Here is a 14,523-nt window from a genome sequence, read left to right on the forward strand (position 1 = left end):
CGGCAAGCCCGGGTTGAGTTATGGGGGCTAGGTTACGGGGCTGGCGGTGCCGCGCCGGGGCACCCTTGGCCTTGCGGGTTCTTGATGCAGTCGTCAGCGTAGTTGCGGGTAATCGAGCGCCAGACACTAATGGTTTGCGGCGGTGAACTGAACTGGCCTTGGCCCGGGATAGGCAGCGGCGGTCCGTTGTTGACGGAGTACGTTCCCTGGAAGTGCGTGGTGAGCACCACCTGGAAGTCGCCGGTCTGCGTGTAGACATGGCTGGTGCGGGTCTTTTCACCCCACCGGTCCTGCGGCAGCGGACCACCCGCCGAGGGCTGGGGTCCGAACGTTGTTCCGTCGCCGTAGTTCCAGGTGTATTGGACCGGAGTCGCTACAACGTGGACCTTCTGGGCCAGGATGGTGACGTCGAACTGCTGTTCCGCCGAGTCAGCGAAGAAGTTAGTTTCAGCCCCGCGGAGGGTGTGCGGACTCGGCTGGGCTGTAATGGTCCCTGCAGCCACTGGCAGTTTCTGGAACTCGCTCTGGATCATGGCCGCAATGCGATCCAAGACGTCCTCAGGTTTCGTATCGTAAATGCAGGTGGGACCTTCAAAGAAACTCCAAACCGGCGGATCAAAGTCTTTGAGTGATCGGTACCAATTGACGCTACGGCCTCCGTCTCCGTCCCCACAGGGGACTTCAGGCCCGGTACAGTTCGAGCCGTCGAGGACAGGATCATTTCTGCAAAGCAGCTTGTACTTATATCGGTAGGGATCACTTGGGATACCGACAGGTAGCTGCGTCCAGGCGCCTGTTTCTGGATCTTGGTTCCAGCTCCCGCCAACATTGGCTCCGCTCTGGTCCCAGTCCCCCTTAATAGGCGAATCCGAGGATGCAGCATGCCCGCCAACTGTGGTCAGGCCGAAGCTCAACAGAAGCCAAAGGAAACACGCAATTATTCTGACGGCTACCTTGCTCATTGACTGTTGGCCAGGTGCTCGACGGTCTTCGCCCGCCAGGCTCCCCCCTCATAAGAGGCCAGCATTATGTCGCCGGCTGCAGGTTTTTGCTCAGTCTTCTCATCGAGCGTCTTATCGGAGCGGTAATAGGAAAGTGGTTCTTGAAAAACCTGAATCAATACCTGGTATTCACCGGGTGCGGTTTCTACGAATTTGGATTGGACTCCCTGCACAACCATCTTGCCGCCAGCCAACCACCGCCCTTCAGAGTGCCAAGCCTCCACCACTTCTTTTACTCGCAGGCATGACGTGCATGTCGTTGTGGAGACTGCTTGTAGGGGCGTTACGTCGCCGGTTTCGTAAGCATACGAAAGGGTCTGATACCAGTACTTAGCAAAAGCCTCCAACCCCTCCTTTGTCTCCGCTTTCGCGGCTTCAGGCAACACCGGGACAGGAACATTTTGCGCTTTGCCCTTCGCATCTGCCGGCTTATACGCGGCGGTTGGCGTTGGCGTGGGACTCGGCGTGGCAGTAGCCGACTCTGATGCAGAAGCCGACGCTGAAGTGCTGCCATTTCCCGGCGGGGTGGCGCCCCCATTGCACGCGGTGAGCATTAGGGCAGAGGCGGCGACAACAGCAGCGGCCGAATAGCGCAACCGTGCGAAAGGCGAGGTACGAGATGTCATGGGCAGCTATTCCCCCGATAGTTTCAAGACGTCCGAGCCGCCCGCAATAACTCCGGACGATGGTTAAAGGGTAACTGAGGTCACACTTTGATGCTCAAAGTTATCCACAGGAACTTTCTCCGGTCTACCACCCAAGACACCCGGCAGAAAAGTCACACGGGCACCGTCACGAACCAATTCGGCTTCCCAAGCCCCATGCCCCCCCGTTTGTTGATACCCCACAAAAACACCAGTCAAAAGCCAAACTAGCGTCGTTGAAGACCAGACAATCCCGCGAAAAGGACCCATCAATGACGATCCAGGCAAATGTCCCCACCGGCGACGAAACACTCGCCGACGCAAGCTGTGAAACAACAAACGAGGCCAGCCACGAAATCCTCGAAACAGCCCGCAGGCAGGTCCTCGAGGACGGCATCGGCCTGACCCAGTCGCAGCTCGAGGAAGTTCTCCGCCTCCCGGACGCAGCCCTTCCGGCCGCCCTGCAGCTGGCCCACGACGTGCGCCTGAAGCACTGCGGCGAGGACGTCGAGGTCGAGGGCATCATCTCCATCAAGACCGGCGGCTGCCCCGAGGACTGCCACTTCTGCAGCCAGTCCGGCCTCTTTGACAGCCCCGTCCGCGGCGTCTGGCTCGACATCCCGGAACTGGTCAAAGCCGCCAAGGAAACCGCCGCCACCGGAGCCACCGAGTTCTGCATCGTCGCCGCCGTCCGCGGCCCCGACATCAAGCTCATGAACCAGATCAAGTTCGCGATCGACCGCATCAACGAGGCCGTGGACATCAACATCGCCTGCTCCCTGGGCATGCTCACCCAGCGCCAAGTGGACCAGCTCAAAGAGTGGGGCGTGCACCGCTACAACCACAACCTCGAAACCGCCCGCAGCTACTTCCCCGAAGTCGTCACCACCCACAGCTACGAAGAACGCCTCGACACCTGCAATATGGTCAAGGCCGCCGGCATGGAACTCTGCTGCGGAGCCCTGATCGGGATGGGCGAAACCCTGGAACAGCGCGCCGAACTCGCCGCCCAGCTCGCAGCCCTGGAACCGCACGAAGTCCCGCTCAACTTCCTCAACCCCCGCCCCGGCACTCCGCTCGAAAACCAGGGCATCATGGACGGCAAGGACGCCCTGCGCGCCATCGCCGCCTTCCGCCTCGCCATGCCCCGCACCGTGCTGCGCTACGCCGGCGGCCGCGAACTCACCCTCGGCGACCTCGGCACCCGCGAAGGCCTCCTCGGCGGCATTAACGCCGTCATCGTCGGCAACTACCTCACCACCCTGGGCCGCCCCGCCACCGCCGACCTGAATCTGCTGGTCGAACTGAACATGCCCATCAAGGAACTCCAGAAAACACTATGAACGGGATTTCGACCACCGGCGGCTCAACCGCCGGCAACTCGGCAGACGCAACCACCGCTGCCTTTTGCGGTCACTGCGGCGAGCCGTCCGACGGCGGCGCCGGCCCGACGTCGGGCGTTCACCGCCGCTGCGGCGAGTACCTAACCATGGAGCCGCCGCGGTACTGCGGCGCCTGCCGGCGCCGCATGAAAGTCCAGGTGACACCGCTCGGCTGGACGGCCGAATGTTCCCGTCACGGCACTACCGAAATGAGAATGCGTCCTTAAGGCACTGGCCATTGCCTGCCACTGGCTGAACAATAGGCCCATGATGTTCACACACGCAGACGGCAACCCCATTCTCAACCTTGACGATGACCAGTCGTGGAAGCTCATTGAGGGCACCAAGCACGGCCGGCTGGTAGTGACCGTGGCCGGCGAACCGGACATCTTCCCGGTCAACTACGCCGTGAGCGGCCGGAAGCTCTACCTCCGGACAGCTCCGGGCAACAAGCTCGCTGAGCTCACCATCAACACCAAAGTCCTCTTTGAGACGGACGGCATCATGTCGGACGAGGCCTGGTCCGTGGTGCTTCGCGGCACGGCGCGGGTCCTCGACCAGTCTGCTGATATCGCGGCCGCGGAATCTCTCGGCCTGAAGCCCTGGGTACCCACATTGAAGGACTTTTACGTTGAGATCGAGCCGGTTTCGGTCAGCGGACGGCACTTCCAGTTCGGCGAGCACCCGGAGCGCGAAATCTAGGGACTGTGTCCAGGCCCGGCGGCGGTGCGTTGCCGGGTTTGCGGCCGCCTAGACTTAAATCATGGCTGACCAGCTGACTCCCGAACGGCGCAGCTGGAACATGTCCAGGATCCGGGGCAAGAACACCAAGCCGGAACTGCTGGTGCGGAGCCTGTTGCACTCGAAGGGCTACCGCTACCGCCTGCACGGCAGCTCACGTGGCGGTAAACTTCCCGGCAACCCGGATCTGGTGTTCGCAGGACGGCACAAAGTCATCTTCGTCAACGGCTGCTTCTGGCATTTCCATGACTGCAAGGCGGGGCAGCACGCACCCAAAGCGAACGCGGAGTTCTGGGATACAAAACGGACACGGACCAGGAACCGCGATGCCGAACAGCGCCGCCTCCTGGAAGCAACAGGGTGGCAGGTGCTCACCCTCTGGGAATGCGAACTCAAGGACGTCTCCGCCTTGGAGGAACAGCTGGAGCAGTTCCTCGCCTGAACACAAACCTAGCTATGACGCCCGGCGGGCAGCCAGCGCAGCGTTGAACGCCGTGGCCGACGCCTCACTGCTGTTGATGCGCCAGTCCGTTTCCTTCTGCAGGTGGAACCAGACGAAGCCCACCACGTCCGGCTGGGCTGCCAGGTAGCTCACCAGGTCGGTATTCCATTGCGCCTTGGAACCGCCCGCCTCGGCGGAAGCGGTCTCAGCGATCAGGATGGGAACCCCGGGCGCGAGTGCCCGCAGCTGGGCTATCCCCGGCGCAAAGAGGTCCTGCGGCGACATCCAGCTGCTCCACGACGCCGAGGTGCCCCAGTTGTACCCGTCGAGGGCCACAATGTCCACGTAGCCGGCACCCGGGAACAGCCCGGCAAGATCGGTGGATCCAAAGTACGGAACATTCGGGCTCCAGACCCAGGACACGTTGCTGGCACCAGCAGCAGCTACGACGTCGTGCACATGCCGCCAGGCCTGCACGTAGTCGCCGGACTGGTTGCCGTTCACGCCCTCGGCCCACGGGTACCAGTTGCCGTTCATCTCGTGCGCAAACCTCAACTGGACGGGCTGGCCCCACGACGCCAGTGCCTGCCCCCACTGCGTAATGTAGGCATCAAAGTCGCCGGCCGCGATTCGGTCCAAGGCGTAGGCGGGCTGCGTGAGCCCGCCGCCCCATGCCCACGGCTCCCAGGTGACCAGCGGAACGGCGCCGCGCGCCCGTACGGCGTTCATCTCGGTGATGGGCGGCGCCTGCAGGAAGTCCTTGTAGAAGAGCACACTCGACGGGCTCTCCCCCGCCAGCCGCGCGACGTCGTCCAGTTCGGCACTTGCCAAGGGGCCGCCCGCCGTCGCCACCCCGAAACGGAGTGCCGCCGTGCTGACGGGAGGGATGGCGGGAGTAGAAGAAGTAACCGTGAAAACGGATGACGCTTTGATGGAGGACGTCTTGGCCGTGATGGTCAGCGGCCCCGGGGCCGCCGCGGGGATGGTGATCGAGGTACTGAAGGAACCGGACACCGCAGTCTTGAAAGAGAACGTAGAGGACCCGACTATCACGGTTCCCGTGGTGGCAGCCTTGAACCCTGTTCCGCTGACGGTCACGGCTGAACCCGCCGGTCCGGTGGCCGGGTCGAGGTAAACCTGGGCCGCCGCGGCCGCCGTAGCGGGCGCTGCCTGGACTGGCTGTACGGCCGCCAGCGTGACGCCCAGCCCCACAATCAGACCAGAAACAACGTTTCTCACGATCCTGAACACAGCGGTCCCCGCAATCGGCTGGTGGCCTCGCTGGCCACGGGTCAGTTCGGTGCCGGCAGGCACTTGTCCCGATCCTAAACGCAGATTGCTGAGTCGCATCAAGATTGGCACAAATTTTTCCGGAAACCGCGTTCCACGCCCCCCGGAGCCCTACTGTAAAAGAGGCAAGGTTGTGGCCGCACCCGTTATCCCGGAAGTGCAGCGCCAAGGGAAGGGGTGTCCAATGGATGGACAGGATGGCGTCAGCCAGCTGTACGTTGACCCCTCCGTGCTGCAAATACTCCGCTGTGAACTTGAGCCCGATGCCGAGTATTGCACCGTTTTCGTCAACAGCTATATCCAGCAACTGCCGCGACGGCTGGACCGGCTCCGACATGCAGTCGAAGCCATGGACCTGGACGCGGCGATGGACGCCGTCCTCAGCGTGAAGACTTCCAGCATGATGGTGGGTGCCGCGTACCTGGGCAGGCTCGCGGATGAGCTCGAAACCATCCTGAAGCACCTGGAGTCCCATCCGGAAACTGTGGCGGAGCAGCCGCCCCGGCTTCAGCTCGCCCTCCTGGAAAGCATGGATGCGTGCACGGATCAGACCGTGGCCGGCCTTTCGGCGGCGGCAGCTGCCTGAGTCCGACCACCCCAAGGCAACTGCGGAATTGAAACTTACGAGGCCAACCGTTCACGCGCCTTCTGACCGGAGCGTGCCGGTCCGACACCATTTTCAGTCCGGCTGATCTCGGCCCAGACCGCATCAAGGGAGAGGCCCAGGACATCGGCGATCGCGGCGATGGTGGAGAAGGCAGGGGTGGCTACGCGGCCCGATTCGATCTTCCGGAGCGTCTCCGGCGAGACACGCGCATCGAGCGCGGTCTCGAGCATCGAGCGTTCTCCCCTGGCGCGACGCAATAGCGCACCGAGGCGCTGTCCGCGCTCGACTTCAGCGGATGTGAGCGGCAACCTGACCATGGCTCCAATTCTAATACCGGGATAATATGGCCGGGATAGTTATTGGTCGCGTGAGAAAGGCGCCGCATGATTGAGATCCTGAATCACACCGAATTGGCCCGGGCAAAAGTGACAGGCGCCCTGGTCGCTGACATCTTGCACACACTGAAGAGCCGGAGCACAGTCGGCACAAACCTGCTGGACATCGACCGGTGGGCTGCGGCCATGATCCTCGAAGCCGGAGCGCTGTCCTGTTACGTCGACTACGAGCCGTCCTTCGGACGCGGTCCGTTCGGCCACTACATCTGCACGGCCGTCAACGACGCCGTGCTCCACGGACTGCCCCGCGACTACGCGCTTGCCGACGGCGACCTGCTGACACTCGACCTTGCCGTCTCCAAAGACGGAATCGCTGCAGACTCTGCCATCAGCTTCATCGTGGGCGATTCCAAGCCACCGGAGAGCGTCGCGATGATCAGCGCAACCGAACGCGCCTTGAGCGCAGGCATAGCAGCTGCCGGACCCGGCGCCCGCATCGGCGACATCTCCCATGCCATCGGCTCGGTCCTCAGCGAGGCGGGGTATCCGATCAACACCGAGTTCGGAGGTCATGGCATCGGATCAACGATGCATCAGGACCCGCACATTGCGAACACCGGACGGCCCGGCCGCGGATACAAACTGCGCCCAGGGCTGCTGCTCGCGCTTGAGCCGTGGGTCATGGCCGATACCGCGGAGCTCATCACGGACGCCGACGGGTGGACGCTCCGGAGTGCGACAGGCTGCCGGACAGCACACAGCGAGCATACGATCGCGATCACCCACGACGGAGCCGAGATCCTCACCCTGCCGACGCCGACCCAGCCCTGAGGCGGAAGCCGCGCCGTCGCCGCGAATCAGCGCTCGGCGGGGGCCAACCGGTAGCCCACCCCGCGCACGGTCTGCAGCCAGCGCGGGTTCTGCGGACTGTCGCCCAGCTTCTTGCGGAGGTTACCCATATGCACCTCAACGGACCGCTCGTCCGCCTCTGAGATGTAGCCTCCGACGTCGTACGGTTCGTCCCGCAGCCGCCTCACGAGTTCGGATTTGGTCCGCACCATCCGCCCTGCTTCCAGGAGGGCGTGCAACAGATCGAATTCGGTGCGCGTCAGGTGCAGTTCGCGTCCGTCCACACTCACGGTCCGCGCGTCGTAGCTGAACTCAAGGCCGTTGTGCGTCAGGGTCCGGCCGGGGTCGCCGGCTACGGCAGGCGCCTTGCCGGCGGCGGAAGAGTCCGACGTCGAACGCGGACGCCGCATCATGGCGGCGACACGCGCACGCAGTTCCCGGGGACGGAAAGGCTTCGTCAGGTAGTCGTCCGCGCCGGACTCCAGTCCGATGAGGGTATCCAGTTCCTCGGCGCGGGCCGTCAGCATCACGATGTATGCGTCAGAGAACTCCCTGATCTGGCGCGCTACCTCAAAGCCGTCGATGTCCGGAAGGCCCAAGTCCAGGGTGATGACTGCCGGGTTGAGTTCCTTGGCGGCAACGACGCCGGCCGCCCCGCTGCTCGCGACTTGGACGTCGAAGCCGGCCTGGACCAACACCACGCGCACCAGCTCACGGATGTCGTGGTCATCCTCGATTACCAGACCCACACGTGATTCACTCATCGCAGCCCCCTCAGTCCGCTCGATACCGTCAGAAGTATAGCGCTCGCCGGATATCGTGGGGGTATGCGTCCAGTAAACGGCACCTCAACAACCATCCGGCCATGAGCGGCAACGTCACCTGGGACATCAAGTCCGGCCGGATACTCTTCTTCCGACGGCCGTTCCACGAGTATTCGCTGCGGGGACGGGTCGCACTGAGTCAGATGCCGCTGTCCATCACGGCGGCGCTCACCGCCGTCCTGATGCTGTTGTTCTTCCCGGGCACGCTGGGGAATCCCCTGTTCATCGCGTTCCTGGCCACGCAGGTCCTGATCCTGGCACTGTGTTTCTTCATTCCCTGGCATCGGTTGCCGTTCGCCAGCTTCCTGGTGATTCCCCTCCTTGACTTCGTCTCGATCGCGCTCGGCAGGGAGGGCGGGCAGGAGGGCCTGACCGGCATCAGCCTGCTGGCGGTTTTTCCCGTCATCTGGCTGTGCGCTTCGGGCCTTTACCCCCGAGCGTCCCTGCTGGTCTCCTTCCTCGCTCCCCTTTCCATCATCTGGGTGCCGTTGTTCCTTCACGGGAACGTCACCGGACAGGACCTGGCTCGTACCCTGCTGCTGCCGGTGATGATGCTGGGGATCGGCGTTTCCGTGAGCGTGCTGACGCTCAGCATGGTCCGGCAACAGCGGGACCTTGAGGAGAAGGACGCTCAACTGCGGGTCACCCTCAAGGAGAGCAAACGGCAGGAAGAACTGCTGAATTCGGTGCTGGAAACGGTGCACATGGGCGTCCTGGCAGTGGACGCGGACGGGCACGACATCCTCATGAACCGGAAGCAACGGGAGAACCACCGGCTCGCCACACCTCCGGGAAACGACGACCCCAACGAATCCCAGCTCCTGGTGTTCCAAGCTGACCGGACCACAACAGTCCCGGTCGAGCAACGGCCCGTCCGTCGTGCCGTGATGGGCGAGAGCTTCACGGACAACCTGGTGTGGCTGGGCAGCGGCAGCGAACAGCGCGCCATCACCACCAGCGCCCGGGCCATGCGGGACCAGGAGGGCGCCTTCGCCGGCTCGGTGATCGTCTTCAGCGATGTCACGGACCTGGTGAATGCCCTGGCGGCCAAGGACGACTTCGTGGCCAACGTGTCCCATGAGTTCCGCACTCCGCTGACCTCAATCCTCGGCTACGTGGAACTGCTGCTGGACGAAGACGGCGGCGTGCGCGCTCCCCACCGTGAAGCGCTCATGATCATCCGGCGAAACGCCGAGCGCCTGCTCGGTCTGGTGTCGGACCTCCTGGCAAGCCGGAGCGGGCAGCTTATTGTCAGCCCGCAGGCGGTGAACGTGGCTGAACTTGTCCGTGCCAGCATCAGCGCCGCGCTCCCCCGTGCCGCCGCCGCGAAGGTGCGGCTCCGTGCGGACGCTCCTGAACGGCTGGAGGCCCACGTGGATTCCGGGCGCATGTCGCAGGTACTGGATAACCTGGTGTCCAACGCCATCAAATACTCGCCGAACGGCGGTGACGTTGTGGTGTCACTGGACTCTGAGGGTTCCCACCTGGTTTGCCGGGTGAGCGATACGGGCATGGGCATGAGCGACAAGGATCAAGCGGAGGTGTTTACGAAGTTCTTCCGCACCGGCAACGTGCGGAACACTTCCATCCCGGGTGTGGGCCTGGGCTTATCCATCAGCAAGGCCATTGTTGAAGCACACGGCGGAAGCATCCAGCTTCAGAGCGCACTGGGAGAGGGCACCACATTCACCGTCAGGGTGCCGGTCTAGCGGCCGCCCCCTGGCGGCCAGCCGCCATCAGGCCTGCGGCAGGAACTGCGCAATCAATGTCCGCGCCATCGCCTGCGCCCGCTTTGCCGCGTCGGCGTCACCTTCGGTCGCGGAGATGATGGACCCCTTCATGAGGATGTGCCATGAACGGGAGAAATCCTCGGTGTCCCGGAGGCCCGCTTCCTCGGCCAACTGCCGGACGTGGCCGCGGATCCGGGCGAGGTAGTCGATGCTTGCCCGACCTAGCGGATGGTTGGCACCCATTTCCAGGAGGATGTTGATAAAGGAGCATGCCTCAAAATCGTCTCGCCGGAACCAGTCGCCAAAGACGTCAAAGATCGCCAGGAGCTGCTCAGCGGGTGTTCCGCCCCGGCGGCGCGCGTCTGCGACAATCGTGTCCACGGTCCACAGCCGGTCCCGCTGCTCCAGGAAGGCGAGTACCAGTTCATCCTTGGATGCAAAGTGCCGGTAGAACGTTGCCTTGGCGACGCCGGCGCGGCTAATCAGCTCATTGACGCCCACATCGCGGATCCCGCGGCGGGCGAAGAGCTCGTAGGCCGTATCGACGATCCGCTGCCGTGCGTCGGCACCACTGATTACGGCCTCACCCGCCAGGGCAGGCCGAACCGGTGCAGGATCTGGCATGGGGTTCATTGCAAATAGTCTAGCGCAAAGGGGAGACAGACTTGTCTGTCTAAGATAAAATTCTCTTCATTCCGGTCGGTTGAATTCCCAGGCGTTTGAGCCAGAGCGCTTGAGCCACAGGAGGGTAAGAGATGCCGAAGAAATTGTTGTCAGCCGTAGAAGCCCGTCAGGGCGATCCATGGCCGGCGCGGTCCGGGATCCATGCCGTTGGGGGGCCCGCACGCGGGCGCGTGAATCTTGAGCCGATTCGCCACCAGTCGTGGGAAATCATCAATGCAATCCTGACGGACACCGATCCGGAAGGGTCCGAAATCCGCAATCAGCTGCGCCGTTGCCTTAACAAGAACCAAGGCAACCCTGAGAGGGCTTTGCTCATGCACCTCATGTCAATGCCGGGCCGCACCGCGCCCGTCATCTTTGATTAAGTCCCGCCTGCCGCACCACTTCGCCCCAGGACTGCTGTGCCAGGTCGGCAACCGCTGCCAGGATGTCCGACGGCGGCAGGGAAAGGTCAAGCGGGTACTCCACCACGTCGATATCCGTATTAAGGATGCGGCGAAGCTTCATTTCCCCCGCGCCTGCGTACACCAGCCAGGCGGTCGGGACGCGTAAAGCCGTGCAGTAGGCCAGCATCTGGAAATGGTCCGCGGACAGGGACGCGCCCTGATCAGTCGCGGCCCGGTACTTCGTGTCGTAGACCACCACGGGACGGCCGCCGAGCAGGTGCACGGCGTCCGGGTTCACCGTGAGCCGGTCGGAATCGCGCACAGCCTCGTTCAGCAGTGCGTTGTACTGCAGCCGTATCTCCCCGGGATAGGCCGCCATGGCTTCGCGGAGGGCCGTGCCCACAAAGTCCTCGAAGACCTGCCCCATGTCCACCACGAACGACGCCGTCTGCTGCTTCCCGTCACCCGCCTCGGCTGAGGCGTTGCGCAGGATCACTTCGGAGAGGCGGAGCACCGCGTGGTACCGGGCGTTCATCCTGGTGGCCTGCCACGGCGGCAGTGGCGCTCCGGGCCGAAGGCGCGTGACGGCGTCGAGCTTTCCCAGCAGCAGCCGCAGGCGGCTCTGGACGTCCGGCCGGACGCGCGGGACCCTGGCCATGCGCTCCAGGGCAGCGCGCAGGATGCGGTTCTCGGCAATGTCTTCGGTGAACTCGTCATAGGAAACTTCCAGCGGCACCAGCATTCCGGGCCGGCGCGAAATCTGGTCCGAGATCCGGATCCGGCCCTTTACTGTCCGAAGTGATTCGTCCACGGTGAGGTAGCCCTGCAGGACTCCGCGGCTCAGGGCACGGTCTGCCAGCTGGGCCAGCGACACGGCCAGCGCGCTCCACAGATCCGAGTCCTCAACGGCGGCCACCGGGTCTTCGCGGAAGCCCTGGTTTCCCGCATAGCTGAGGAGGAACAGCAGCCGGCTGAGGCCCAGGCGGTCCTTGGGCCGCACTTCCAGCTGCACGGTCGGCGTCCGCACCGACCCGACCATGCCCACCGGCTCGATCCTGAACAGGCCCATCCCCATGGGAGACGCCTTGGCCAGGCCGCTGGCGTTCACGAACGCGGCGCTGGCGGCGTCAAGCTTGTCCACCACGCCGCCGGACAGCTCGTCCAGCACGATGTGGCGGACGGCCTTACCGGCACTGGAAGGCTGGCGTGCCGGCCGCGGCGGCACGGCGGCAGGCGCCAGTCCGGTGTTAGCCGACAGCATTCCGTTAGCGGGACGCAAGGCGGCCCAGCAGCTGCTCAAGCCCGAAGCGCTCCTGCAGCTGGGCCCGGTTCAGCTGACCGTGGTAGTGCTCTTCCAGGAGCGGCATGAGCTCGTATTTCCAGATCCGGCGCAGGCCCGTAGGAGTCTGGGCTGCCTTCTTCATGAAGTAGGACGGGCCGATCATGAGGTCGCGGTCCCATTCGTCAATCGCGTCGTTGAGGGCGTCCAGGAGGAGGGCAGGGGTGGTGTCCAGGTTCCGGGCCTGGAGGAAGCGGAGCAGTGAACCCTTCACCGGTTCAGTTTTGGGGTGCAGCTCAATGAAGGAGAAACGCCGGCGGATGGCGGCGTCCATCATGGCGATCGACCGGTCCGCGGTGTTCATGGTGCCGATGATGTACAGGTTGTCCGGGAGCGTGAACGGCTCGTTGGGGCTGTACTGCAGGTAGATCCGGTCGTCCCGGTATTCCAGCAGGAAGTACAGCTCACCGAACACCTTGGCCAGGTTGGCGCGGTTCATCTCATCGATGATGAGGAAGTAGGGCTTGTTTTCGTTGCCGGGTTTGGCCGCCTCTTCCGCAAGGCGGCGCAGCGGACCGGCCACGAGCTTGAAGGACACCTGCCCCTCGTCGGTCTTGTCCGGCCGGAAGCCTTCGAAGAAGTCCTCGTAGGCATACGACGGGTGGAACTGCACCAGCTTGACGCGTTCATCGGTGCTGTCCCCGGCAAGTTGGGCCGCCAGGTGTTTGGCCAGGTAGGTCTTGCCCGTTCCGGGCGGGCCGTAGAGAACCAGCTGCCGGTTCTCCTCCAGGAGTTCCGCGATTTCCTGCAGCGGTTCCAGGTCCATGTGCAGGGACGCCGCGAACTCCTCCGTCAGGGGGCGGAACCCCTCCGGAACGGGTTCGACGACGGCGGCAGGCTCGGCGGCGTCGTCGGCCTCCGCTTCCGCTTCGGCCGGCAGCAGCGCCTGCAGCGCCTGCACTACCCGGGTGACGTCCACGATGACCCCAGGGGTGGTCAGCTGGCGCTGCACGTGGCGGGGCAGGTCGGCCATGCTGTGGGCGTCGTCGAACCAGCGGACCTTGCGGCGCATCCGGCGGTTGTCCTCGTTATGCTCCGGCTCGCCCAGGACCCCGCCCAGGCGGACAACGCCGGCGTGCTGGTACAGGACCAGGTCGCCCGGCTTCATCACCGTGAGGAAGGCAAAAACCGCGGTCTTGTTGTCCTCGCGCTCCACGTAGCCCAGGTGCTTGTAGTCCTCATCGACTGCGTGCTGCACAACGCCGGCGGTAACGCCCGCGTCCAGGAGGCGCAGATGCTCGACGTCGAGCGTCACCTTCTCCTCCCCGTGCCATGCCGCCAGGAGGTCCTTGACGTCGTGGTGCGTGCGCAGGAGCCACGCGCGGCGGCCCGGGTCGCCCACCTTGCGCCACTGGCTCACGAGCTGGCGGGCGTACCAGTCGATCCGCTGGCCGGCCTGTTTGTCCAAGTAGAGGCGGATGCGGTGGATATCGGCGGTGATTTCCGCTTCGCTGTCACCCTTCGCGCCGCCCACGAGGGAAGCGAAGGCATCCCTGATTTCCTGCCGCTCCACGTCGGCAACCACCGGTTCGAAGTAGCTCGGCCAGGCAAGGTATTCGATGCTGCGGCGGATCGCCGGCTGGTCATCCGGTGTCCCGGACGCAAGCTGGTGGAACACGAGCGGATCCCTCAGCGCCTTGGCCACGGCATTCGTGGACTGCTGGTCAACGTGCTGCACGAAACGGCACAGCCACTTCAAGTGGTCCCAGATGGTCCAGTTGAATTCGGCGGTGCGGTCACGGATGACTCCGTGGTCCGTCATGCCCTGGTACAGCTCGTCCGGCAGTTCCAACGGCGGTTCCAGCCAGGAGGCAGCCTCGGCCACCCGGGCACGCTTGACCTTCAGCGATTTGACCTCGTGGGCCAGCGGAAGCGACTGCAGGAACAACAACTCAACAGCCAGCTGCTTTGCCGGGCGGGAGGCATCGGCAAGGTTCTGCCGGAGGTTGGTCATCATCGGAGCCTTGGAGTCCGCCACGCCCCGCTCCAGCCGCTCCAGCAGCTCCGAAGCAGCGGCAGTGGTCCACGTCTGGGTCCGTCCGTCCAGCGCTGACGGCTTACCCTGCAGGCCGGCACCCAGGACAAACCACGCCGCGTCCTCGATCTCCTTGGAGATTCCGGGGGCGCGGGTCATGGCAGGCTTCGCGGTGGGGGTCATGCCTTCAAATTTACAGGGTTAACCTGAACGGCAGCACCACGGATTCGCCAGGTTACTGCCTGGTAGAACGCGCGGACCTTATGGCTTATGGCCCTACCAGCGGGGACGGAA

15 protein-coding genes are annotated in these 14,523 nt (G+C 63.9%); 7 read left to right on the top strand and 8 right to left on the bottom strand.

The window, feature by feature from the left end:
- Nucleotides 1–32: 32 nt before the first annotated feature.
- Both JOE31_RS18385 and JOE31_RS18390 read right to left on the bottom strand, forming a co-directional pair.
- Entirely contained in the window at nucleotides 33–551 is a 519-nt protein-coding gene (locus JOE31_RS18385) for a PKD domain-containing protein (RefSeq protein ID WP_245199258.1), read from the bottom strand.
- Between the two features lie 407 nt (nucleotides 552–958).
- Nucleotides 959–1,627, bottom strand: a complete 669-nt coding sequence (locus JOE31_RS18390; RefSeq protein WP_209747066.1) for a DUF6318 family protein — start codon at nucleotides 1,625–1,627, stop codon at nucleotides 959–961.
- 290 nt (nucleotides 1,628–1,917) lie between these two features.
- On the opposite strand from JOE31_RS18390, the gene bioB reads away from it, so the two are divergent.
- The 3 genes from bioB (at nucleotide 1,918) to JOE31_RS18405 (ending at nucleotide 4,210) form a co-directional block, all read left to right on the top strand.
- Nucleotides 1,918–2,988: a biotin synthase BioB gene (gene bioB, locus JOE31_RS18395; RefSeq protein ID WP_209747067.1), complete on the top strand. Its 1,071-nt coding sequence runs from the start codon at nucleotides 1,918–1,920 to the stop codon at nucleotides 2,986–2,988.
- Between the two features lie 306 nt (nucleotides 2,989–3,294).
- A complete protein-coding gene (locus JOE31_RS18400) occupies nucleotides 3,295–3,729 on the top strand; it encodes a pyridoxamine 5'-phosphate oxidase family protein (RefSeq protein WP_209747069.1) in 435 nt (144 codons plus the stop codon).
- A 61-nt stretch (nucleotides 3,730–3,790) separates the two neighbouring features.
- Nucleotides 3,791–4,210: a very short patch repair endonuclease gene (locus JOE31_RS18405; protein WP_209747071.1), complete on the top strand. Its 420-nt coding sequence runs from the start codon at nucleotides 3,791–3,793 to the stop codon at nucleotides 4,208–4,210.
- Nucleotides 4,211–4,222: 12 nt separating this feature from the next.
- On the opposite strand, the gene JOE31_RS18410 is transcribed toward JOE31_RS18405, so the two are convergent.
- Nucleotides 4,223–5,560 carry a glycosyl hydrolase gene (locus JOE31_RS18410; RefSeq protein WP_245199259.1) on the bottom strand — a complete coding sequence of 446 codons (1,338 nt, stop codon included), beginning with the start codon at nucleotides 5,558–5,560 and terminating at the stop codon, nucleotides 4,223–4,225.
- A 124-nt stretch (nucleotides 5,561–5,684) separates the two neighbouring features.
- Between JOE31_RS18410 and JOE31_RS18415 the strand changes: the two genes are divergently transcribed.
- On the top strand, nucleotides 5,685–6,086 hold the full coding sequence (locus tag JOE31_RS18415; protein ID WP_209747073.1) for an Hpt domain-containing protein: 402 nt from the start codon (nucleotides 5,685–5,687) through the stop codon (nucleotides 6,084–6,086).
- A 35-nt stretch (nucleotides 6,087–6,121) separates the two neighbouring features.
- On the opposite strand, the gene JOE31_RS18420 is transcribed toward JOE31_RS18415, so the two are convergent.
- Nucleotides 6,122–6,424 (bottom strand): helix-turn-helix domain-containing protein, encoded by a 303-nt coding sequence (locus JOE31_RS18420; protein ID WP_209747075.1) that lies wholly within the window; start codon nucleotides 6,422–6,424, stop codon nucleotides 6,122–6,124.
- A 66-nt stretch (nucleotides 6,425–6,490) separates the two neighbouring features.
- Between JOE31_RS18420 and map the strand changes: the two genes are divergently transcribed.
- The gene (gene map, locus JOE31_RS18425) at nucleotides 6,491–7,273 is read left to right on the top strand and encodes a type I methionyl aminopeptidase (RefSeq protein ID WP_209747077.1); all 783 of its coding nucleotides are present in this window, start codon (nucleotides 6,491–6,493) and stop codon (nucleotides 7,271–7,273) included.
- Between the two features lie 26 nt (nucleotides 7,274–7,299).
- Here map and JOE31_RS18430 read toward each other — a convergent pair whose 3' ends face one another.
- Nucleotides 7,300–8,055: a response regulator transcription factor gene (locus JOE31_RS18430; RefSeq protein ID WP_209747079.1), complete on the bottom strand. Its 756-nt coding sequence runs from the start codon at nucleotides 8,053–8,055 to the stop codon at nucleotides 7,300–7,302.
- A 101-nt stretch (nucleotides 8,056–8,156) separates the two neighbouring features.
- On the opposite strand from JOE31_RS18430, the gene JOE31_RS18435 reads away from it, so the two are divergent.
- The gene (locus tag JOE31_RS18435; protein WP_209747081.1) at nucleotides 8,157–9,824 is read left to right on the top strand and encodes a cell wall metabolism sensor histidine kinase WalK; all 1,668 of its coding nucleotides are present in this window, start codon (nucleotides 8,157–8,159) and stop codon (nucleotides 9,822–9,824) included.
- A gap of 27 nt (nucleotides 9,825–9,851) precedes the next feature.
- Here the strand turns inward: JOE31_RS18435 and JOE31_RS18440 are convergent, their stop codons facing one another.
- The gene (locus tag JOE31_RS18440; RefSeq protein WP_209747083.1) at nucleotides 9,852–10,478 is read right to left on the bottom strand and encodes a TetR/AcrR family transcriptional regulator; all 627 of its coding nucleotides are present in this window, start codon (nucleotides 10,476–10,478) and stop codon (nucleotides 9,852–9,854) included.
- Nucleotides 10,479–10,600: 122 nt separating this feature from the next.
- Here JOE31_RS18440 and JOE31_RS18445 point away from each other — a divergent pair, with 122 nt between their 5' ends.
- Nucleotides 10,601–10,894, top strand: a complete 294-nt coding sequence (locus JOE31_RS18445) for a hypothetical protein (protein ID WP_245199260.1) — start codon at nucleotides 10,601–10,603, stop codon at nucleotides 10,892–10,894.
- Here JOE31_RS18445 and JOE31_RS18450 read toward each other — a convergent pair.
- Both JOE31_RS18450 and JOE31_RS18455 read right to left on the bottom strand, forming a co-directional pair.
- Nucleotides 10,881–12,176 (bottom strand): McrC family protein, encoded by a 1,296-nt coding sequence (locus JOE31_RS18450; protein WP_245199261.1) that lies wholly within the window; start codon nucleotides 12,174–12,176, stop codon nucleotides 10,881–10,883. The two genes, JOE31_RS18445 and JOE31_RS18450, sit on opposite strands and share 14 nt — an antisense overlap.
- Before the next feature lie 4 nt (nucleotides 12,177–12,180).
- Nucleotides 12,181–14,412: an McrB family protein gene (locus JOE31_RS18455; protein WP_209747085.1), complete on the bottom strand. Its 2,232-nt coding sequence runs from the start codon at nucleotides 14,410–14,412 to the stop codon at nucleotides 12,181–12,183.
- Between the last annotated feature and the right edge of the window lie 111 nt (nucleotides 14,413–14,523).

The sequence above is a fragment of the Arthrobacter sp. PvP023 genome (assembly GCF_017832975.1).
In the GTDB taxonomy this organism is placed as follows: Bacteria; Actinomycetota; Actinomycetes; order Actinomycetales; family Micrococcaceae; genus Arthrobacter.